The 20,700-nt window shown below is 65.7% G+C and carries 23 protein-coding genes; 13 read left to right on the top strand and 10 right to left on the bottom strand.

Annotation, left to right across the window (positions count from 1 at the left end; translation table 11 throughout):
* Positions 1-11: 11 nt before the first annotated feature.
* Entirely contained in the window at positions 12-263 is a 252-nt protein-coding gene (locus GGR36_RS21250) for a hypothetical protein (RefSeq protein ID WP_183638454.1), read from the bottom strand.
* Between the two features lie 146 nt (positions 264-409).
* The gene (locus tag GGR36_RS21245) at positions 410-1,393 is read right to left on the bottom strand and encodes a bile acid:sodium symporter family protein (protein ID WP_183638449.1); all 984 of its coding nucleotides are present in this window, start codon (positions 1,391-1,393) and stop codon (positions 410-412) included.
* A gap of 267 nt (positions 1,394-1,660) precedes the next feature.
* Between GGR36_RS21245 and GGR36_RS21240 the strand changes: the two genes are divergently transcribed.
* The 4 genes from GGR36_RS21240 (at position 1,661) to GGR36_RS21225 (ending at position 5,446) form a co-directional block, all read left to right on the top strand.
* Entirely contained in the window at positions 1,661-2,134 is a 474-nt protein-coding gene (locus tag GGR36_RS21240; RefSeq protein WP_183638446.1) for a single stranded DNA-binding domain-containing protein, read from the top strand.
* Between the two features lie 205 nt (positions 2,135-2,339).
* A complete protein-coding gene (locus GGR36_RS21235) occupies positions 2,340-2,678 on the top strand; it encodes a hypothetical protein (RefSeq protein ID WP_183638443.1) in 339 nt (112 codons plus the stop codon).
* A gap of 27 nt (positions 2,679-2,705) precedes the next feature.
* Positions 2,706-4,262, top strand: coding sequence for a peptidoglycan-binding domain-containing protein (locus tag GGR36_RS21230; protein WP_183638440.1), 1,557 nt, complete (start codon positions 2,706-2,708; stop codon positions 4,260-4,262).
* A 263-nt stretch (positions 4,263-4,525) separates the two neighbouring features.
* A complete protein-coding gene (locus GGR36_RS21225; RefSeq protein ID WP_183638437.1) occupies positions 4,526-5,446 on the top strand; it encodes a branched-chain amino acid transaminase in 921 nt (306 codons plus the stop codon).
* A gap of 27 nt (positions 5,447-5,473) precedes the next feature.
* Here GGR36_RS21225 and GGR36_RS21220 read toward each other — a convergent pair whose 3' ends face one another.
* Positions 5,474-6,208: a substrate-binding periplasmic protein gene (locus tag GGR36_RS21220; RefSeq protein WP_207064577.1), complete on the bottom strand. Its 735-nt coding sequence runs from the start codon at positions 6,206-6,208 to the stop codon at positions 5,474-5,476.
* Between the two features lie 76 nt (positions 6,209-6,284).
* On the bottom strand, positions 6,285-7,199 hold the full coding sequence (locus tag GGR36_RS21215) for a LysR family transcriptional regulator (RefSeq protein ID WP_183638434.1): 915 nt from the start codon (positions 7,197-7,199) through the stop codon (positions 6,285-6,287).
* Between the two features lie 108 nt (positions 7,200-7,307).
* Here GGR36_RS21215 and lysA point away from each other — a divergent pair, with 108 nt between their 5' ends.
* The 3 genes from lysA (at position 7,308) to GGR36_RS21200 (ending at position 11,137) form a co-directional block, all read left to right on the top strand.
* Positions 7,308-8,549, top strand: a complete 1,242-nt coding sequence (gene lysA, locus GGR36_RS21210; protein WP_183638431.1) for a diaminopimelate decarboxylase — start codon at positions 7,308-7,310, stop codon at positions 8,547-8,549.
* An 85-nt stretch (positions 8,550-8,634) separates the two neighbouring features.
* Positions 8,635-9,411, top strand: coding sequence for a transporter substrate-binding domain-containing protein (locus GGR36_RS21205; RefSeq protein ID WP_183638428.1), 777 nt, complete (start codon positions 8,635-8,637; stop codon positions 9,409-9,411).
* Between the two features lie 10 nt (positions 9,412-9,421).
* Complete coding sequence (locus GGR36_RS21200) at positions 9,422-11,137, top strand: ABC transporter substrate-binding protein (protein ID WP_183638425.1); 1,716 nt, start codon at positions 9,422-9,424, stop codon at positions 11,135-11,137.
* A gap of 58 nt (positions 11,138-11,195) precedes the next feature.
* Here the strand turns inward: GGR36_RS21200 and gcvA are convergent, their stop codons facing one another.
* Positions 11,196-12,083 (bottom strand): transcriptional regulator GcvA, encoded by an 888-nt coding sequence (gene gcvA, locus GGR36_RS21195; protein ID WP_183638422.1) that lies wholly within the window; start codon positions 12,081-12,083, stop codon positions 11,196-11,198.
* Positions 12,084-12,182: 99 nt separating this feature from the next.
* Between gcvA and GGR36_RS21190 the strand changes: the two genes are divergently transcribed.
* Positions 12,183-12,476: a DUF2917 domain-containing protein gene (locus tag GGR36_RS21190; RefSeq protein WP_183638419.1), complete on the top strand. Its 294-nt coding sequence runs from the start codon at positions 12,183-12,185 to the stop codon at positions 12,474-12,476.
* Here the strand turns inward: GGR36_RS21190 and murI are convergent.
* A complete protein-coding gene (gene murI, locus GGR36_RS21185) occupies positions 12,457-13,290 on the bottom strand; it encodes a glutamate racemase (RefSeq protein WP_207064576.1) in 834 nt (277 codons plus the stop codon). The genes GGR36_RS21190 and murI overlap by 20 nt on opposite strands.
* 50 nt (positions 13,291-13,340) lie before the next feature.
* Positions 13,341-13,799: a helix-turn-helix domain-containing protein gene (locus GGR36_RS21180; RefSeq protein ID WP_183638417.1), complete on the bottom strand. Its 459-nt coding sequence runs from the start codon at positions 13,797-13,799 to the stop codon at positions 13,341-13,343.
* Positions 13,800-13,882: 83 nt separating this feature from the next.
* Between GGR36_RS21180 and GGR36_RS21175 the strand changes: the two genes are divergently transcribed.
* Both GGR36_RS21175 and GGR36_RS21170 read left to right on the top strand, forming a co-directional pair.
* Entirely contained in the window at positions 13,883-14,311 is a 429-nt protein-coding gene (locus GGR36_RS21175; RefSeq protein WP_183638414.1) for a GlcG/HbpS family heme-binding protein, read from the top strand.
* Entirely contained in the window at positions 14,308-15,207 is a 900-nt protein-coding gene (locus GGR36_RS21170) for an aldo/keto reductase (RefSeq protein ID WP_338086735.1), read from the top strand. The genes GGR36_RS21175 and GGR36_RS21170 overlap by 4 nt, the downstream gene beginning before the upstream one ends.
* A gap of 37 nt (positions 15,208-15,244) precedes the next feature.
* Here the strand turns inward: GGR36_RS21170 and GGR36_RS21165 are convergent, their stop codons facing one another.
* Both GGR36_RS21165 and queG read right to left on the bottom strand, forming a co-directional pair.
* Positions 15,245-15,760, bottom strand: coding sequence for a hypothetical protein (locus GGR36_RS21165; RefSeq protein ID WP_207064575.1), 516 nt, complete (start codon positions 15,758-15,760; stop codon positions 15,245-15,247).
* Positions 15,760-16,878: a tRNA epoxyqueuosine(34) reductase QueG gene (queG, locus tag GGR36_RS21160; RefSeq protein WP_183638411.1), complete on the bottom strand. Its 1,119-nt coding sequence runs from the start codon at positions 16,876-16,878 to the stop codon at positions 15,760-15,762. Before queG ends, GGR36_RS21165 begins: the two co-directional genes overlap by 1 nt.
* Here queG and tsaE point away from each other — a divergent pair.
* From tsaE to GGR36_RS21145, 3 genes are all read left to right on the top strand, one after another.
* Positions 16,861-17,367, top strand: a complete 507-nt coding sequence (gene tsaE / locus GGR36_RS21155) for a tRNA (adenosine(37)-N6)-threonylcarbamoyltransferase complex ATPase subunit type 1 TsaE (protein ID WP_338086734.1) — start codon at positions 16,861-16,863, stop codon at positions 17,365-17,367. The two genes, queG and tsaE, sit on opposite strands and share 18 nt — an antisense overlap.
* Entirely contained in the window at positions 17,334-18,737 is a 1,404-nt protein-coding gene (locus tag GGR36_RS21150) for an N-acetylmuramoyl-L-alanine amidase (RefSeq protein ID WP_183638408.1), read from the top strand. Before tsaE ends, GGR36_RS21150 begins: the two co-directional genes overlap by 34 nt.
* 218 nt (positions 18,738-18,955) lie before the next feature.
* Positions 18,956-19,729 carry a substrate-binding periplasmic protein gene (locus GGR36_RS21145; RefSeq protein ID WP_183638405.1) on the top strand — a complete coding sequence of 258 codons (774 nt, stop codon included), beginning with the start codon at positions 18,956-18,958 and terminating at the stop codon, positions 19,727-19,729.
* A 77-nt stretch (positions 19,730-19,806) separates the two neighbouring features.
* On the opposite strand, the gene GGR36_RS21140 is transcribed toward GGR36_RS21145, so the two are convergent.
* Positions 19,807-20,661, bottom strand: coding sequence for a hypothetical protein (locus tag GGR36_RS21140; RefSeq protein WP_183638402.1), 855 nt, complete (start codon positions 20,659-20,661; stop codon positions 19,807-19,809).
* Positions 20,662-20,700 lie beyond the last annotated feature (39 nt).

Here is a 20,700-nt window from a genome sequence, read left to right as displayed (position 1 = left end):
TGGCGTGCCTGCTAGGCGCGGCGAATGTTCGCCGGATCGACCGCCTGCATCCCGCGCGGCTCGGCGTCACTGACCGGGACGACATTCTCGTCCCAGCACTTGCCGCATTTGCGCGACGGCGCGGGTTTGCTTGTCTTCCAGCGATATCCGCAAGCGTGGCAAAGCATGTGGCCATACCACTTGCGTGGATTCCTGCGGAACAGGAACGCAATCCCGGCCGCCAGCGCGACCGAAATGGCAAAGATGATGGCGAATGCAAGCATGTGAAGTGTTGGCGTTGGCGGTCAGAGGAAGTAGACGCAGTTTGGACGCACATCCGCTGCGGCGATTCCGCCTGAATCGTGACAAGTTGTGTCAACGGCGGCGCTGGCGGAAACACGCAGCGCCGCAATCGCCCGCACGCCGCCGGTCAGTCCCGGGCGCTCGCCGCCATGCGCCGGGCAATGATGCTCACCATGATCAGTTGCAGCAGGTGGAACAGCATGATCGGCGCGATGATCAGTCCGATCGCGGGGTTGCCGCCGAACATGATCTTGGCCATCGGTACGCCGCTGGCGAGCGACTTCTTCGAGCCGCAGAAGATCGCCGCGATGCGGTCGCTGCGATCGAAACCCAGCGCACGGCAGATCAGGCTGGTCAGCGCAAACATCGCCCAGAACAGCAGCACCGAGATCAGCGCGATCAGCAGCAGCGTCGCAATGCCGTGCGCCGCCCACACGCCTTCGGCCACCGAATCGGCAAAGGAGTTGGCAACGATCGCGAGAATCGTGGCGCGGTCGAGGAACTTCGCGGCCGCGAGGTGCGCCTGGATCCAGCGCAGCACAAAGGGCCGCAGCACCTGGCCAATGACGATCGGCAACAGCACCAGCAGCACGATTTTCAGGATCACCGGCCCCAGCGCCATGCCGCCCCCTTGTGCATGCAGGTAGGCGTTGATCCACAGCGGTGTGATGAAGACACCGATCAGGCTCGACAGGCTGGCATTGAAGATCGCGCCCGGCACATTGCCTTTCGCGATCGACGTCATTGCGACCGAGGACGACACAGTCGAAGGCAGCGCACACAGGTAGAACACGCCCAAGGCCAGCGCCGGGTCGAGGTGGTGGCCGAACAGCCTCTGGAAGGCCACGCCCAAAAGCGGGAAAAGCACGAAAGTCGCCGCCTGCACCACCGCATGCAGGCGCCAGTTCACTACCCCTTCGCGCATCTTCTGCGGCGACAGCGTGAGGCCGTAGAGCAGGAAGACCAGTGCGACGCCGTAGGTGGTGAACACATCGATCCGGATCAGCCCGCCCGTTTTCAGGAGCGATGGCCACAGCGCGGCGAGCAGCACCGCGCCGATCAGGCTGAGCAGGAAACCGTCAATACCGAAACGCTTCAATCGGGCGAGCATCGAACAAGGACCATCCTGGCAGGCGCCCGAGATCGCGCGCCTGCCGTGTCATAGCGAAAACCGCATTGTCGCAAGAAAGCCCCGCCACGTTCGCGCCCCCGCGCCCCGCGATGGCGAAGGATCGCCGCCGGGGGCCGGGTCCGCCGCGTCAGCAGGCAGGAGTCCGGCCGGGGCTCGTATAGACTTGCCAACACTGTGCAGGCTGCGGCTGTCCGCTGACAGGCAGGCCCGCCAGATCCCATCGTGAAACCTTTGGTGAGGTGCGGAATGCCCGGAATCTCTCGTGCTGCAGTAACGGCGCTGGTGTTGTTCGTGTCGGCCACCAGCGTCGCCCAGGCGCAGTGGGTGTATATCGGCAGGAAAGCCGTCGGCGCGGTGCGACAGATGGCCAGCGAAGCGGCCGAAGGCCGGGGCGCTGGATACGATTCGGCAACGGTGCTGCTCGCGGCGCGTGCAGATGACGTCTATCGCAAGGCCCTCGAGGTCGTGAAGGCCAACAGCAACTACCGCCTGACGCGCCAGAACGACAAGATCTTGACGCTTGAACTGACTGATGGCACATGGCTCGCAGGCATGCAGGTCACGCCGATCGACGAAAAGCTCAGCCAGTTGCTGATCGTCTCCAACACGCCGCCGTCGCCCCAGTCCGGCAGCTCGGTCGCGGTGGCGGGCGTGCTTCGCGTGTGCAAGGAGATGCACGTCGAATGCAAGGCCGCGCCGGTCCCGGCTGCTGCCAAGTAACAGGCGCACGCGGCGTCAGCGGCGGGGGGTGGACGGCGCGTCCGGCAGGACAAGCGCCGCCATTCACGTTGCGGTGACGCCGCACAGAGGTGGAAGCGCCCTGCCGCCCGACCGCGCATCGTTTCATTGAATTGTCACCGTCAGGCGCGAAATCTGGACTAGCCTTAGAGGGCCATATCCCTTTAATGCAGCGAGGAGTACCGCCATGCCCTCCTTCAAGGAAGCATTTGAAAAAATCGCCGATGGTCTGGAAGACCTCTCGTCGCTCGAAGTCGTGACCTACCGGGGCACGATCAAGATCGAGGCGACCGACGTCACCGCGCTGTCGTTCGACAAGATCCTGCAGAACGCGAAGGCCCAGGCGGGCTTCCGGGTCGTCGCGAGCACCAAGTCACGTCTCGACGGCGACACCCGCGCGTTCTACGACGACAACGCAACCGCCAGCGACATCGCGGCCCACAACGCCCTGTGGGACAGCGCTTCGGCCAAACGCGCAGCCGTCGTGCAGATCTTTGAATCCGAGATCCTCAAACGCATTGCCTGAGTCTCGCGCGGGCGTTTCACGGCAGTCATGCCACTGACCGACGCGAACAACCTCGACGCGCTCGGCGGCTGGCTGGACGAGGCGCGCGCCGGGCGCCACCTGCCCGACCCGATGCTGGCAACCGGCGACGCCAGCGCCACCAACGCGGCCAACAGCGCGCTCTACCTGCGGGCGATGGCATCGCGCCTTGCCAGCCTGGGCTACCTCGCGCCCGATGCTGCGCAAACCGATAACCTCACCCCCGCGCTTAGCGAGGCGATCGTCGCCTTCCAGCGCGATGCCGGGTTCAGCGGTAACGACATCGATGGCTGGGCCGGCCCGAAAACCAAGCATCGGCTGCAACAGCTGGTCAGCTTTGAAGAGGAACAAAGCCCGGCCGAATGGGGCGCCCTTGGGCAACACCCCGACTCATTCCCGGCCGTCCGCCGCGCCGTGTACTTACGCCTCTACACGCTGGGCTACCTGGATTGGGATGCGCCGCTCAGCCGCACCACAACTTTGGACCTTGATCAGAATCCGGGCTTTCGCGCGGGGCTGCAGCGCTTTCTGCTGGACGCGGCGGCGCTCGGGTTGAGCCAGGCGAGTCTGCCGCCGCAACTCACGCCGGCGAGCCTGCAACTGCTGTTCGGGCATGACGCCCTGATCGCCGCGCTGGCCAGCCACCCGAGCTTTCACGACGCGCCCGAACACCAGCGTTTCATTGAGGCCATCGGCTGTGTCGAGCTGTGGCTGCTCGGCTACGACGTGAGCATCGCTCGGCGACAACCGACCAGGCGGATCCGCGCTGGCACGCACGGGCCGCGCGACCAACCCTCGTTCAAAGACGTCAGCGCGGTGGATATTGCGCTGGCGGACTTTCAAGAGAAATTCGGACTCGAACGCAAGTCGCGCAGCGCCGCGCATTTCGGCCCGGACTTTTTCGCGCAGATCCATGCCCTGGCGGCCGCAGACGGGAGCGACGACCCCACCATCCAGAATGAAATCCTTGCCCGTGCGGCAACCCACCGCGACAGCATCGTCGACAAACTCGGCAAGCTCGCCACGCGGCTGTGGGACGGCGTGAAACGCCTGTGGGGCTGGCTCAAGCGTGCGTTGACGCAGGCCTGGGGCGACATCGAAGACGAGTTGTGGAACCTCGCTCGCTTCATCGGCGGCGAGGCGCGCAAGGCCTATGAAGGCGTGCTCAAGGCCATCGACATCGTGCACCACGGCCTCGCCTACCGCACCGGCCGCTGCTTTCCCGGCAGCCGCGCCGATACCGCCCTGCTCCAGGTCCAGCGCGACTTCGATGCGATGCTCTTCGTCAGCACGCAAGCCCCACCCGGCGCCGCCCTTGATCTTGTTCAAGCCGAACGGCACGAGGCCCGCTACTTCATCGCCGCTTGCCGGATCCTGCAGGCGCTCACCGACGCCTTGATCGAAGTGCTGAGGGTAGTCGTCGCCGGCGCCGGACTGGGCTGGTTCGTGCTGCTGCTGGCGCTCTCGCGCAGCGTGCGCGAGATCCACGCGATCCGTGACATCGTGGATGGGTTCGACGACTACGATCTGGGGCCGGGTTCGCTCTATCTGAACCCCACTGTCTGAGCGCCAGGACACCATCAACCGGCGGTTCAGTCATCGGGTGCTCACGGCCGCGGCACACGGTCAGATGAAAGTCCTTCATGTCTGGCGAGCCCGCATTCGTTCGACGCCGCACCAGCCGCGCATCACAGTGAGCGCACCCCCCCACCGGTGCCGCCACAGCCCTCCTACCCCGAGCTGATTCGCACCGCCCGCCGCCCGATCCGGGCCGGCTAGCTGGCCCGCCGTTGCGCGGGCGATTCCCGGACTGCTTTGGAGTGATGGAAATGAAACTGTCGGAACGAGAGGGCTGGATCTGGCTCGATGGCGCATGGCTGCGCTGGGGCGATGCCTCGGTGCATCTGGGCACCCACACGCTGCATTACGGCCTGGGGTGCTTCGAAGGCATCCGCTGCTATGCAGGTGCCGATGGCGCGGCGATTTTCCGCCTTGACGAGCATCTGGCACGCCTCGAAGGCTCCGCCCGCCTGCTCGGCATCGAAATCCCGTTCAGCCGCGCAACACTGCGCGAAGCCTGCGTTGAAGCAATGCGCCGCAACGGCCTCACCGAAGGCTATTTGCGCCCGCTGGTGTTCCTCGGTGACGAGCGCCTTGGCATGGACCCGGCCGGCTTGTCAGTGCGCGTTGGCGTGATGGCGATGCCCTGGGGGCGCTACCTCGGCGCCGATGCGCTGACGCACGGGGTGCGTGTGAAGGTGTCGACCTGGGCACGGCAGCACCCCAACGCCTACCCGTGCCGCGCCAAGGCGATCGGCGGCTACACCACGGCGATCCTGGCGGCACGGGAAGCGCGTGCGGATGGCTACGAGGAAGCGGTGCTGCTGGATACCGAAGGCTTTGTCGCCGAAGGGCCGGGCGAGAACATCTTTCTGGTGCGCGGTGGCGAGATCCTGGAACCGGAGGTGACCGTCGCGCTCGACGGCATCACCCGCCGCACGTTGCATGCGCTGGCGGCTGACCTGGGCTACCCGGTGCGCGCTGCGCGCGTGACGCGCGACGACCTGGTGCTGGCGGATGAACTCTTCTTCTGCGGCACCGCGGTCGAAGTGACGCCGATCGTGGAAGTGGATCGCCGCCGTGTCGGCGACGGCACGCCGGGCCCGATCACCCGTGCGCTGCAGGCACGCTACTTTGCCTGCGTGAAGGGCGAAGTGCCCGCCCACCGCGACTGGCTCACCCCAATCTGACACAGCCCACCGCGCAAGGCGACCTGGCTAGTCCTTCAGGTACTTGTCGTAGATCGCCTTGTAGCGGCCGCTCTTCTTGATCTGGGCCAGCCCGGCGTTGAAGTCGTCGCGGATTCTTGCGCTGCGGAAGACCGGCCGGTAGTCCTCCGGCCTCACCACGGCAAAGGCATGCTCCTGCACGGGTTGCGGCTTGAAGCCTTTGTCGCGCGAAAGTTGCAGGGTGAAGTAGCGGAAGATGCTGCGGTCGCTCAGCACCACGTCGTAACGCCCCTCGTTCAAGGTGCGAACCTGGATCGACTGGTCATTCTGCTCGTGGTAGTTGCCCGCCAGCTTCACCGGACCCAACCATTCCGGATAGCGTTTGTCGGCGCCCTGGAAGGCAATCACCGACAGGCCTTTAAGGTCTTCAGGGCGTTTGATATCGATGCCGCGTGCCCGCACGGTGATGAACACGTTGTCGTAGAACACCGCCGGATCACCGTAGTGCGCGCCAAAGGGCCTCAGGTCTTCGCCCAGATCGGTCATCGCGGCGTCGACCTCGCCGCTTTTGAAGGCCACCGGCACGCGGGCAAACGGGTAGTAGCGCGGAACCAGGCGATGCCCGGCCACGGCAAGTGCCGCCGAGATCACCTCGATCTCGATGCCGGAATTGGTCTCGGGGAAGCAGAAGGGTGGAATCTTCTCGCCGAAGGCCATCGTCACATCCACTGCGTGCGCGGGACTTGCGAGCAGCAACAGGCAGGTGACGAACAAACGGCGCATCGGTATGGACCCCGTCGAAGTCTTGCTGCACGCACTCTACGCCGGAAGCACCCGGCAGCGCTATCGCAGGCTTTCCCTAGCCCGCAGCGCCGGCGCGCCGCTGCAAGCGCCGCGCGACATCGCGCAGCGCCGAAGCGAAGGTATCGGCCAGCGGCGTGCTGGGCCGCTGCAGCGGGCGGATCAGCGTGACGCGGAACGGGATCGACACGCTGATCGGGCGCCAGTGCAGGCCCAGGCCTTCAAGCTCGATCGCGGTGAGCGGATTGACGATCGACACACCCAGCCCCTGCCGCACCAGCGCGCAGACCGACACCGCGCTGGTGGTCTCGATCACCAGCCTGCGCTGCACGCCCTGCGCGGCGAACATCGCGTCGATCGCCTGACGGTAGGCATCCTGCGGCGCGAGGCTGACGAAGGACTCCCCCGCGAAGTCCGTCGCTTGCAGCACGTTCTGGCCGAGCAGGCGGTGGCCATCCGGCAGCACCGCCACTTCGTCGCCAACGAAGAGATCTTCCGCGGTGGTGCCGGGCGGCGGCTCGGCGTGTTCGGTGAGGCCCAGATCGAAGCGCTGCGCGCTGAGCCACTCTTCGAGCAGCGGCGATTCCTGCGGCGTGATCGACAGGCTGGCCTGCGGATGCGCCGCGACAAACTCGGCGCAGGCCGCCGGCAGCAAGCCGTGCGAGAGGGCCGGCAGACACGCCACGCTCAGACGCCCCTGCGCGAAATGGCGCAGCGATTCGGCGGTGGCGGCGACCCGCTCCAGCCCGACGTAGCTGCGCTGCACTTCGTCGAACAACTGTACTGCGCGCGCAGTGGGCTGCAGGCGGCCGCGCACGCGGTCGAACAGCGTCATGCCGACCACCTGTTCGAGCCGCGCGAGCTCGCGACTGACCGTGGGCTGCGAGGTGTGCAGCAACTCGGCGGCGCGGGTGACATTGCCGGTGTTCATCACGGCGCGGAACACATCAATCAGGCGGTGGGTCAGCAGCATGGCTTATCCATATCAGCGGCGCATGATTGACGCACAAATCCGCATTTTTCGAAATACCCCGCGCGCGGCACACTGTCGCCATTCCCGAATCCAAACCGGACACACGCGATGAAGCCCAGCCTGAACCCCACCCAGCTCCTTGCTCTGACCCGCCAGCACGGCACGCCGCTGTGGGTGTACGACGCCGCGGTGATCCGCGCGCATGTCGCCGCGCTGCGCGCCTTCGACACGATCCGCTTCGCGCAGAAGGCCAACTCGAACATCCACCTGCTGCGCCTGCTGCGCGAAGAAGGCGTGAAGGTGGATGCGGTGTCGCTCGGCGAGATCGAGCGCGCCCTCGCGGCTGGCTACAGCTCGCGCAATGGCGAATCGGGCATCGTGTTCACCGCCGACCTGATCGACCGCGCCACGCTGGCCCGCGTGGTAGAGGAAGAGATTCCGGTGAATGCCGGTTCGATCGACATGCTGCATCAGCTCGGTGCGGTGTCGCCGGGCCACCGCGTGTGGCTGCGCATCAACCCCGGCTTTGGCCACGGCCACAGCAACAAGACCAACACCGGCGGCGAGCACAGCAAGCACGGCATCTGGCACACCGACCTGCCGGCCGCGCTGGCCGCGATCCGCCAGCACGGCCTGAAGCTGGTCGGCCTGCACATGCACATCGGCTCGGGTGTCGATTACAAGCATCTGGAGCAGGTGTGCGGCGCGATGGTCGAACTCACCCGCCAGCTCGACGCCCCGCTGGAGGCAATCTCGGCCGGCGGCGGCCTGTCGATTCCCTACCGCACGAACGATCCGCAGATCGACACCGAACACTACTTCGGCCTGTGGGACGCGGCGCGCCGCGAAGTCGGCCAGATCCTCGGCGTGACGCCGCACCTGGAAATCGAACCGGGCCGTTATCTGGTGGCCGAATCCGGCCTGCTGCTGACCGAAGTGCGCGCGGTGAAGCAAGCCGGCAAGAACCGCTTCGTGCTGGTGGATGCCGGCTTCAACGACCTGATGCGGCCGTCGATGTACGGCAGCTTCCACCACATCAGCCTGCTGCCGCAGGACGACAGCCCGCGCGCCGAGCACGCCACCGTGATCGCCGGCCCGCTGTGCGAATCGGGCGACGTATTCACGCAGGGCGAAGGCGGCGTGGTGCAGACGCGTCACCTGCCCGAAGCGCGCGTCGGCGACCTGCTGGTGATCCACGATGCCGGCGCCTATGGCGCATCGATGTCGTCGAACTACAACTCGCGCCCGCTGATCCCGGAAGTGATGATCGACGGTGACACCGCCCGCCTGATCCGCCGCCGCCAGACGGTGCAGGAACTGCTCGCTCTGGAGCTCGACGCGCAGGCTTGATCTTCCGCAACGCCGCGCCGCCCTTCAGGCCGCCCCCACGAAGGCCGTATATATTGGGATGAAGGAAGTTTCGGGAGCGACACGCGTGCGTTTTCGGACGGCATTGATGGGCGGTCTGGCCCTGCTCGCTGCCCTCGGCAGCGCGGCGGCTCAGGCTCGCGAATTGTCCGTCGTCGCGGAAGCCTTCGCCCCCTATGTGTTCGAGGAGCGCGGCCAAGCAACCGGTTTTGATTACGACGTCAGCAAGGCGGTGCTGGCCCGCATGGGTCACACGCTGAAGCTGAGCTTCGCGCCCTGGAAACGCGCGCTGCTGATGGCGCAGAAGGGTGAAACCGACGCGCTGCTGGACATCGGGCGCGGCGATCAGAACGAACGTGAGGACTTTCTCGCGTTTCCGGATGAGGCGCTGTCGGGCACCCGCGTCACGCTCTTCTACCTGAAGAGCAAGGCTTTCAAATACGAGGGGCTGTTCAGCCTTGCCGGCAAGACGGTCGGCACGCTGGCGGGCTACGCCTATTCGCCGGACTTTGCGAACGCCCCCTACTTCCAGCGCGAGCCGGTGGAAACGCATGAACAGAACCTGCGCAAGCTGCTGCGCGGCCACATCGACTTCGCGATGATCGATACGGCGGTGGGCGTCTATACCGCGCGTCAGCTTGGTGTGGCAGATCAGATCGCTTACGAGCCGGTGACGATTTCCGGCGGCAAGCTGTACATCGCGTTCTCAAGGTCGCGGGGGCTCGATGCACTGGCGCGCGAGTTCAGCAAGACGCTGCGCGCCTTCAAGCAGACCGCCGAGTACCGCGCAATCTTCGCGCGCTACGGTATCGACCCGGCGAGCGTTGCGCCGCCCGAATTCTGAGCGATCCGCCATGCGCCACGCGCTTACCCTCGTCTTGCTCCTGCTCATCGGCGCCGCGCAGGCAAAAAGCAACCCGCAGTCAGCGGGCATCGATCGCTGGCTCAAGGAGTTTCAGCCCAGTACGCTGAGCCGCGAAGCACAGAAGGCCGAGCTCGAATGGTTCATCGAAGCGGCCAAGCCGTTCCGCGGAAAGACGGTCAGGGTGGTTTCGGAAATGATCGACACGCACAAGTACGAATCGGCGGTACTGGCGCGTGCGTTTTCCGAGCTGACCGGGATCCGCGTCGTGCACGACACGATTCCGGAAGGCGATCTGGTGCGCTCGATCAAGCAGCAGATGCTCAGCGGCAAGAGTGTCTACGACGCCTACGTCAATGACAGCGACCTGATCGGCACGCATTTCCGCTATGGCAAGACGGTCGTGCTGAGCGAGTGGATGAAGGGCGAAGGTCGCGACGTGACCTTGCCGACACTCGACCTCAAGGACTTCATCGGCCTCGCCTTTACCACCAGCCCGGACGGCAAGCTCTACCAACTGCCCGACCAGCAATTCGCGAACCTGTACTGGTTCCGCTACGACTGGTTCAGCCGGCCGGATCTGAAGGCACGTTTCAAACAGAAGTACGGCTATGAGCTTGGCGTGCCCCTGAACTGGTCTGCCTACGAAGACATCGCCGAATTCTTCACCGACGATGTGAAGGAACTCGATGGCCAGCGCATCTACGGCCACATGGATTACGGCAAGAAGGATCCGTCGCTGGGCTGGCGCTTCACCGATGCCTGGCTGTCGATGGCGGGTGCTGCCAGCAGGGGCTACCCCAACGGCCTGCCCATCGACGAATGGGGCATACGGGTGGAAGGCTGCCGCCCCGTCGGCGCATCGGTCGCGCGCGGTGGCGCCGCCAACAGCCCCGCCGCGGTGTACGCACTGACCAAGTATCTCGACTGGCAGAAGCGCTATGCGCCACCGGGCACGCTTGAACTGGACTTCACCGACGCGGGGCCGGTCCCGGCCAAGGGGCAGATCGCGCAGCAGATCTTCTGGTACACCAGCTTCACTGCCGCGCTGTCGAAACCGGGGTTGCCGATCAACAACCCGGACGGCACGCCGAAGTGGCGCGTCGCCCCATCCCCCCACGGCGCCTACTGGGAGCCCGGCATGCAGCGCGGCTACCAGGACGTCGGATCGTGGACGCTGCTCGAAAGCACGCCGGTCGAGCGCCGCAAGATGGCCTGGCTGTATGCGCAATTCACCGTGTCGGGTACGGTATCGCTGAAGAAATCCATCGTCGGCCTGACCTTCATTCGCGACTCCGACATCCGCTCGCCGGCGATGGCGAAGCTGGCGCCGAAGCTCGGCGGGCTGATCGAGTTCTACCGCAGTCCGGCACGGGTTTCCTGGACGCCGACCGGCCCCAACGTGCCCGACTATCCGGCACTCGCAGAACTGTGGTGGAAACACGTCGGCGCCGCCACGGCGGGCGAGAAAACACCGCAGCGCGCGATGGACGACCTCGCGGCACAGATGGACGAAGTCCTTGGCCAGCTTGAACGCGTGGGCATGGCCGCCTGCCCGCCCAAGCTCGCTCCGCCGCGCGATCCCGAGTTCTGGTTCAAGGCCGCCGACGGCCCGCGCCGTGCGCTGGCCAACGAAAAGCCGCCCGGCAAGACGATCGACTACGACAAGTTGCTGCGCATCTGGCGCGAGGGCGGCGACAGCAAGTAGCGCATTGCGCAAGACGGCCCAACGCGCAGACCGCCTCTGCGCAAAATCGGCAGCAGCGTCAGCCGGCCGCCACCTCGGCCATGATCCACGCCCGGAAACGCTGCATCAGCGGCGTCTCGCGCACGCCGTCTGCCGTGACGTACCAGTACGAAAGCTCGGTCGGCACTTCGAGCGGGAAAACCTTGACCAGCCTGCCTGCGGCGAGCTCGCCCGACGCAATGCTGCGGCGGGTGACCGCGATGCCGCGGCCGTCGATGGCCGCCTGCAGCGCCAGTGACGAATCGTTGAACACCAGCCCGTTGCGCGGCTCGTTCAGCGACAGCCCGGCGCCACGAAACCAGTCGTTCCAGAACGGGTAGTCCTCGCGGATCAGCGGATGCGACGCCAACGCCTCGGGCGAGGTCGGCAATTCGCCGCGCGCGTAGTTCGGACTTGCGACCACCAGCAACGTGTCAGCCATCAGCCGCACCGCATTGGCTTCCGGATAGGGGCCGAAGCCCACGCGGATCGCCACATCGACGCCGTCGCGAGCGAAGTCGAGCACCTGTGCCGTGGTGACGATGCTGAATTCGACGCCCGGCTCGACGTCGAGAAAACGCGAGATGCGCGGCGCCAGCCAACGCGCCGCAAACGACGGCATCGTGGTAATCGTCAGCCGGTTGGGGTTGGTACGTCGCCGCAGGATGGCCGCAGCATCGCCGATGCGGCACAAGGCTTCGTTCGCGGTCGCCGCGAAACTGACGCCTTCCGGCGTCAGCGTGACGCGACGCCCGCTGCGCTGGAACAGGCTCACGCCGAGCCATTCCTCCAGCGCCCGCACCTGCTGGCTCACCGCACCGTGCGTCACCGCCAGTTCGTCGGCGGCGGCACTGAAGGTCGGATGGCGCGCCGCCGCTTCGAACATGCGCAACGCACTCAGGGGCGGCAAACGCGGCGGCTTTTGCATGTTAGCTCAGCTCACAAAGCGGTCAGAAAACATCGACGCATGATTCCAACGCCAAGCCAATAATTCAATCAAAGTTGGATCTATGGGCGGAGGCTTGCAATGAAAGTGAATCTAACACACGGCGCAATTGATCTGGCGCAAGGAAAACTGCTGTCACTGGACGCCGCGGCAGGCTGGTCGCTGCAAGTCAGCGACGGTAGCGTCTGGGTCACCAGCCCCGACATGCCGGGCGATCATTTCTTGCACGGCGGCACCTCGCTCAAGCTCGACGGATCGCGCCGCGTGGTCGTGGAGGCCCTGCAGGACAGCCACATCCGCCTGGTGACACGACGCCAGCGCGCCGCAACGCCGGCGCGTGACGCGACCGAATCTTTCAGTGCGTGTGCGGCTTGATCGTCTGAGAGCGGGGTAGCGCGTCCGGCCAGATGTGCTCGCCCCACAGCACGTCGATCGCGTGCGCCACGGTACCGGGATTGCCGCTGCACCAGAATCGCACCGGGCGCGCCACGGCGCCCGCGGCAACACGATGCCCGCCCTCGACGAGCCGTCGCTCCAGCTGACGCGCCACTGCCGCGCCGGTATCGATCACCTTGACGCCCGGCCCGACGATGGTTTCGACCAGCGGCCGCAGGAAGACGTAGTGGGTGCAGCCCAGCACGATCACATCGGCACCCGCTGCCAGCAAGGGCTGCAAATGGGCGGACAGCATGTGGCGCGTGCTGTCGCTGTCGAGTTCGCCGCGCTCCACCGCTTCGACCAGACCCACACCGGGCTGAGTCACGACACGAACGTCCTGACCGAAGGTGTCGAGCAAGGCCGCGAACTGCGCGCTCGACAAGGTGCCAACGGTTGCCAGCACCCCCACCGTGCCGCTGCGCGTGGCCGCCGTCGCCGGTTTGACCGCCGGCTCCATGCCGATCACCGGCAGCGAAGGCCAGCGTTCGCGTAGCGCACGGCTGGCGGCGGCCGTCGCGGTGTTGCAGGCAATCACGATGGCCTTGACCTCGTGGCTGACGAGGAACTCGGCCAGTTCCAGCGAGCGCTCCCGGATCACCTGCTGCGACTTGTCACCGTAGGGCGCATGGCCCGAATCGGCGCAGTAGATCAGGGACTCTTCCGGCAACAGCGCGCGGATCTCGCGCAACACGGAAAGCCCGCCCACGCCAGAGTCAAAGATACCGATCGGTCGAGTGTCGTTATTGGCCACGATGACTGGGACTGAAGAATCGCGAAGCGCGCATCATAGCCGCGCGGCAGTCAGGCAGAAACGCCGCACACGCCGCCGAGGTAGCCGGCAAAGCTTTCGGCAGCGGCGATGTCGAAACTGCCGTCGGCCTGCTTGGTGGTGCGCAGGTACTGGTAGAGCGCCACGATCAGCTTCATCGCAGCTTCGTCGGTCACCGAAATTTCGCGCGCCCCCAACTGCTTTACAGTGAGCCGGATCGCGCACTCCAGCGCCGCCATGTCCACGACTTCGGCCTGCCGGTAACGGTAGCCCGCCCCCGTCGCCAGCCATTCGAGCGAACAGTTTGCGGCGCGGGCAATCTGATTGGCCTTCGCCAAACCAGGTTCGGAGCCTGCGAGGTACTTGCGGATCAGCGCCTCGGACACGCCGACGCGGCGCGCAAAGGCGGCCACCGGCGTATCGCCGATCAGTTCGCGCAGCCTTGCGGAGAAACCCTCGTCCGCCGGCGAATTCGTACTTTGGTTCGACATTAACGCACCATGTTGCGAGCCACATGAAACGCGACTAGACTCGCACCATCGTACGCAATCTCGTACTTCATTACAAAACTCCAATGAGAACCGAATCCACGCTGGACTACGCCGACGCACGCGCCGCCATCGACGCGATGCGCCGCGAACTTGAAAACCGCAGACGCGCCGCCGTGATGGCGGTGGCCGACATGCGCGGCGAACTGATCTGCCTCGAACGCATGGACGGCGTACAGACCACCTCGGTGCGTGTCGCGACCAACAAGGCCTGGACGGCCGCGCGCCTCGACAGCCCGAGCGGCGACGTCGGCCGCGCCGCGCAGCAACAGGGCTGGGACTTCTGCTACTACGACGACACCCGTTACATCGGCTGGGGCGGCGGCCTGCCGGTGCGCGTTGGCGGCGCAGTCGTCGGCGGAGTGGCTGTCAGTGGTCTATCCCAAGAAGAAGACATCGCGATCGCCGAAATCGGTGTCGCTGCCATCCACACCCAGTCTGGAGACAGATCGTGATCAGCCCGCGCATCCACCTCGACCCGAACGGCCCCGAACTCTCGCGCATCGTTGCAGGCGCCTGGCGCATGGCCGACTGGCAGTGGTCGCCGCAGCAACGCCTGGACTGGATCCGCGGCTGCCTCGATCTGGGCGTCACGACCTTCGACCACGCCGACATCTACGGTGGCTACACCGTCGAAGCCCTGTTCGGCGAAGCGCTCGCGCTGCAACCGGGCCTGCGCAACCGCATCGAACTGGTCACCAAGACCGGCATCGCGCTGACCACGCCGAATCGCCCGGAACACCGGGTCAAGCACTACCGCACCAGCCGCGCGCACATCTTCGCCTCGGTCGACGCGTCTCTGAAGCAATTGCACAGCGACTGGATCGACCTGTTGCTGATCCACCGGCCGAGCCCGCTGATGGACCCGGACGAGATCGCGGAAGCCTTCGAGCGCCTGCGCCAGTCGGGCAAGGTCCGCGCCTTCGGCGTCTCCAACTTCACGCCGGCGCAGTTCGCGATGCTCAACGCCCGCACCCCGCTGGTCACCAACCAGATCGAACTCTCGCCGCTGCATCGCGCCCCCCTGCACGACGGGACGCTCGATCAGGCAATTGCGCTCGGCACCCCGCCGATGATCTGGTCTGCTCTCGGTGGCGGGCGCCTGTTCGGCGACGCGCCGGACGCCCAGCGCGTGCGCGCCGCACTCGGCAGCTATGCGCAGCAGCACGGCGTGGCGATTGAAACCGCCGCCTACGCCTGGATCCTGCGCCACCCGTCGCGCCCGCTGCCGCTCACCGGCAGCCAGCGAATCGACGCGATCCGCGCCGCCGTCGCGGCGACCACACTGAACATGGACGAGCAGGACTGGTTCGCAATCTGGGAAGCCGCCGCCGGCCACGAAGTGCCCTGACGTACCCGGACGAGAGCGCCGCGGGCAAGGCTTCACGTCAACGTTCAGGCTCCGTCAGCAGATCGTATTTTGCGAGCAGGCGGTGCAGCACCGGGACGGACTTGACCCCTGCGCCGCGCAGGGCGTCGAGCTTGCTGCGTTCGGCGTTCACTTGCGCGGCCTCGTCACGGTCGAGCGCGTGGTACGTGAAGGGATAGGACCAGCCGTAGCCCCAGCGGTAAGAGGTCGGAAAATAGGGGCCACCGCCGACGCGAACGCCGGCCAGCATCAGCGTGGCAATCGCGGGCTCCCCCACTGCCGCAACGCATTGTTCGAGTGCCCGGTCGGCATCGAGCCGGTCGCTCTCGGTGCCGCCAATCCAGTAGGCGACGTCGTGCCTGACGCAGCAATCGCGCCACAAGGTCTGTTGCGCAGCAGTGCCGTCCGGAAAGCGCGAGCAGCCGTCCGTTTCAAATGGCTTGAGCGTATCGGCCCACGCCAACGGCGAATTGCCCGCCGCGAGCAGGCACGCCAATAGCAGCAGCCGCCGCAAACTGTCCGAGAACGATCGCATCAAATCCCCTCCTGCTGCTGAACCATGCCATCGGCTGTCGCCGCCGGCCGCGCGCGGTGCTGCGCCAGCGCCCATGACACATGCTCGCGCACCACCGCTGATGGGTCGTCGGCGCGGGATTGCAGCGCGGCCAAAACATCTGGCGTGCCCGGCGCATTGCCCAAGGCGACCGCGATGTTGCGTAGCCAGCGCTCATGCCCGATCCGATGGATCGCGCTACCCGCCATGCGGGTCGCGAAATCCGCTTCGCTCCAGCCGAACAGCTCGACCAGGCTTGCAGCGTCGAGGCCGTTGCGCGGCGTGAAATCCGGCTCGGCGGTGGGGCGCGAGAAGCGGTTCCACGGGCACACGAGCTGACAATCGTCACAGCCGTAGATGCGGTTGCCGATCTGCGGCCGCAGCGCGACCGGAATCGCACCCTTCAGTTCGATCGTCAGGTAGGAAATGCAGCGCCGCGCGTCGACCTTGTAGGGCGCCACGATCGCGCCGGTCGGGCAGGCGTCGATGCAGGCGCTGCAACTGCCGCAATGCGGCGCGGTCGGTGTATCCGCCGGCAAGGCAATGTCGATGAACAACTCGCCGAGGAAAAAGGTGGAGCCGCCGTCGCGGTCAAGCAGCAGCGTGTGTTTGCCGCGCCAGCCGTTGCCGGCGCGCGTCGCGAGTTCAACCTCCAGTACCGGCGCCGAATCGACGAAGACACGATGGCCGCGCGGCCCGACCTCGGCCTCGATCCGCTCGGCCAGCTTCTGCAGGCGATTGCGCAGCACCTTGTGGTAATCGCGCCCGAGGGCGTAACGCGATACATAGGCGCGGGCCGGGTCCGCGAGTTGCGCATTGGCGTCGGCCGCTTGCGGCCAGTAATCGAGGCGCACCGAAATCACCGACAGGGTGCCCGGCACCAGTTCGGCCGGACGTGCGCGTTTGGCGCCGTGGCGCGCCATATAATCCATCTCGCCGTGGTAGCCGGCCGCAAGCCAGGCTTCCAGCGCTCCCTCCGCATCGCCCAGATCGACGCCCGCGATCCCGACCGCCGAGAACCCGAGCGCCCGCCCCCATTCCTTGATCTGCGCCGCCAGCTGCGCCGCGTCCGGAGAAGAATCGTGTCTGACCACCTGCATGGCCCCGATGATAGCCGCTCCAATGATCCCGCCCGCCTGCTCGCCGACGAGGCCGCGACCCGCGCGCTGGGCGCGGCCATCGCGCCGGGCCTCGCACCCGGGCTGACGATCTACCTGCTCGGCGACCTCGGCGCGGGCAAGACCACGCTGGTACGCGGACTGCTCGAAGCGCTGGGGCACCGTGGCGCGGTACGCAGTCCGACCTATACCTTGATTGAACCTTATGCTATTTCTAATTTAAACTTGTATCACTTTGATTTTTATCGGTTCACGGACCCGGAAGAATTTGTCGATGCAGGGCTTGAGGAGTACTTCGGCGAGCAGGGCGTTTGCCTGGTCGAATGGCCAGACAAAGGCGCACCATTCGTGCCGCCCGCCGATCTTGAAATCAGCCTCGAACCCGAAGGCGATGGGCGACTTGCGCGGCTTCGCGCACGCAGCGAACGGGGGGACGCATGTCTGAGCCGGATCACGCTACCGGGCAGCTGATGCCGCGACGCCGCTTCCTGAAGCTGGGCGGCGCCGCGATGACCTTGCTGGTGTCGCGCGTCGGTTTCGCCGCCGAAACCAGCATCCTCGCGGTGCGCGTGTGGCCGTCGCAGGACTACACCCGCGTCACGCTGGAAGGCCGCGACAAGCTCAAGTTCGCACACCAGATCGTCAAGAACCCGGAGCGCCTGGTCATCGACCTCGAAGGCGCCGAGTTCAACAGCGTGATCCAGAGCCTGCCAGGCAAGATCACCGAAACCGACCCCTACATCAAACTCATTCGTGCCGGTCGCAACCGCCCCGGCGTCGTGCGGCTGGTCATCGAACTCAAGAACGAGGTCAAGCCGCAGGTCTTCACCCTCGAACCCGTCGGCCAGTATGGCCACCGGCTGGTGCTGGACCTCTACCCGGCGGAACCGGTCGACCCGCTGCTGGCGCTGATCGAAAAACCCGATCCGATTGCCGCGGCGGGTGGCAACGGCGCCTCGCCGACTCGCCCGGTGACCGATCCCGGCAAACCCGCAGTACAACCCGAAGCGGCGTCCTCCGCGCCGGTTCAGGGCACCGATCCGGCCAAGCCGGCACCGGTCGATAACAAGGAGGAGGTCAGCCCGGCCGACCGCAAACACCGCGGCGGCAAGGGACAGGTCACCCGCCTGGCAACGATCGCCATCGATCCGGGCCACGGCGGCGAAGACCCCGGGGCCGTCGGGCGCGGTGGCACCTTCGAAAAGAATGTAACGCTGGCGATCGGCCGCCGCCTCAAGGCGAAGATCGACGCCGACCCGCTGCTGCGCGGCATGCTCACCCGTGACGACGATTTCTTCGTGCCGCTCGGTCAGCGTGTCGCGAAAGCCCGCGCGGTACAAGCCGATCTCTTCGTGTCGATCCACGCCGACGCCTTCATCAAGCCCGACGCTCGCGGCAGCTCGGTCTTCGTGCTGTCGGACAAAGGCGCGTCGAGCACCGCGGCGCGCTGGCTGGCGCAGAAAGAAAACGCGGCCGACCTCGTCGGTGGCGTGAACATCGGCGTCAAGGACGCCCTGCTCGCCCGCACGCTTCTCGACCTGTCGCAAACCGCGACGATGCAGGACAGTGCCAAGCTCGGCCGCGCGGTGCTCGGCGAACTGGGCGGCATCAACCAGCTGCACAAGGGCCAGATCGAGCAGGCCGGTTTTGCCGTGCTCAAGGCACCGGACATCCCGTCCATCCTCGTAGAAACCGCCTTCATCTCAAACCCGGAAGAAGAGTTGCGGCTGAAGGATGAGGCCTACCAGGACAAGATGGCCGAAGCGATCCTGCGGGGCATCAAACGCTACTTCGCCAAGAATCCGCCGGCACAGCGAAACACTGTCGCCTACTTCGGCTAACTTAGCGCATCGGCTGCGCAGTATTGCGCTGAGTCAAGGCGTAGGGCCAACCACGTTCCTATCTTAAGTATGAGCGCCGGACAATCTGTCGACGCTTGTGTACTTCGGAGAGCGTTATGGAGGCCGCGTTCGCGTCTAGGCGTCGTCAAGCCCGTGCTCGCATCGACCGATTTCAAGGTGCGGCTCTCGGACCAAGAACACGCCCGACCGACCATCCATTGAAACGTTACCTGCGGGCGCTGGCACATGCTGTCTCCGTAGGTGCACTTGTCTGCCTTTGCTCGCTCTGCATTGCGGGCGATTCCTTCTTTTATTACGCGCATGACCTTCCCCCCTTCGCCCATGAAGAAGGTGGCCATCTAGACGGCTTCGCAATCGCCCTTGTTCGAGATATTTGCGATCGACGCGGACTTTGCGCGCAGATCGAAATGTTTCCGTTTAAACGTGCGCTGCTTACTGTCAGCGCGGAGAACCCTCAGAACAGCTTCTTGTTGCTCGCGCGATGCCCAGACCGGGAGGCCGATTTCAAATGGGTCGGCCCCGTCTTTAAGAGCCAGGTGTTCTTCTACGTCAGGCGTGATCTGCGGCCAAAGGCGAACACGCTCGCCGACTTGCACGATGTAGCGATCGGTGTGCATCGGGGCAACCGCGATCACAGTGTTCTGCAGGCCATGGGCTTCACCAATCTGAACGCCAGCGATACTCAGACGCAGACACTCAAGATGCTCGCCGCAGGACGCGTTGATGCCACCCCGATGAGCGAGGCGGTGTTTCCGACAGCGGCCCGGGACGCGGGCCTCAATCCGGACCTGTTCGAACGTTCCGAAGTTCAGCTCTACACTTCTGAGTTGTATTTCGGGTTCTCAACGCGAACCACCGATAGCGTCGTCGAAGCTTGGCGCAATGCACTCGCGACGGCGCGAACGACGGGCCGGTACGACGCGATCCATCGTCAGTACTTCCCCGGCCGCCCACCTGAACCACCGAAGTAAGCCGTAGACCTTACGAGCACAGCCGCAGAGGATTGCGGGATCCCGACTACACCCATCGTGGCGCGCGCGCCGCGGCGCTAGCAGGCAGCCATGCTGCGCGCCAGCGCGACCAGCGCGCCGCAGCCGGATTCGACCGCGAGACCTTCGGGCAACGCGCAGGCCCGCCACATGACGGGGTAGCGCAAGGATTCTCCGGTCTGCAAGGTTTGGTAAGGTCCATGGTTTTCGAGTTCGACGTAGGCACCCCCGTCCTGCCCCCAGATCTCGATCGGAGCGTGGGTCGGTGCGCACGCGGCGAGATCGAGCCGATCGAACGATTTGACGAAGAGCCGGCGGCTGGGCGTGACATGCGCCAGCCAACCTTGGGCGGCGGCACCGAAATGCTTGCGCCCGGTTTCGAGCGCGCTGCGGTCGAACTCGTACCAGACGACGCCGGCCTCATCTCGAACCGTGTCCAGCGCCGAGACCGGCACCTTTGCATCGGGTCCGGCAGCATAGAAGCTGAGCCCGCCCGGCACCCGTGTCACTTCCCACGGCCCCACCTGCACGGCGAGAGCGCCTTCGTTGCGGATGCCATATTCGATGATGAAACCGTCGCCGTTCACACCGCGCTCGATCCGCTTCGAGAAGCGCAGGCCGCTAACCGGGTCGCGCGCGCTCGTCAGCAACACGCCGCACGGCAGGATTTCGGACAGGTAAGGCCCGCTATCGAGCACCGCCCGCGGCGGCCAGCCCCACATCGATTGAGGCGCATCCCAGAAGGTCGAGCCGAAGTTTTCGGGGTGGTCCGCTGGCTGAGCGAGCACTTCGCCGCCCTCGCATCTCAGCGAGACGATCCGTCCACCCTGCGCCGCGTCGATCACGAGGCTGGCGTTTCCATTGCACAGCTGGATCAGCCGATCGCCGACCCCTAACTGGATTGCACCGGGCACCGTCAAAGCTCCGTCTAAACGCCCCTTCGGGCGACCGAG

The sequence above is a fragment of the Niveibacterium umoris genome, from assembly GCF_014197015.1.
GTDB lineage: Bacteria > Pseudomonadota > Gammaproteobacteria > Burkholderiales > Rhodocyclaceae > Niveibacterium > Niveibacterium umoris.
The sequence above is the reverse complement of the archived record's forward strand: the minus strand, read 5'-3'. Positions and strand labels throughout refer to the sequence as shown.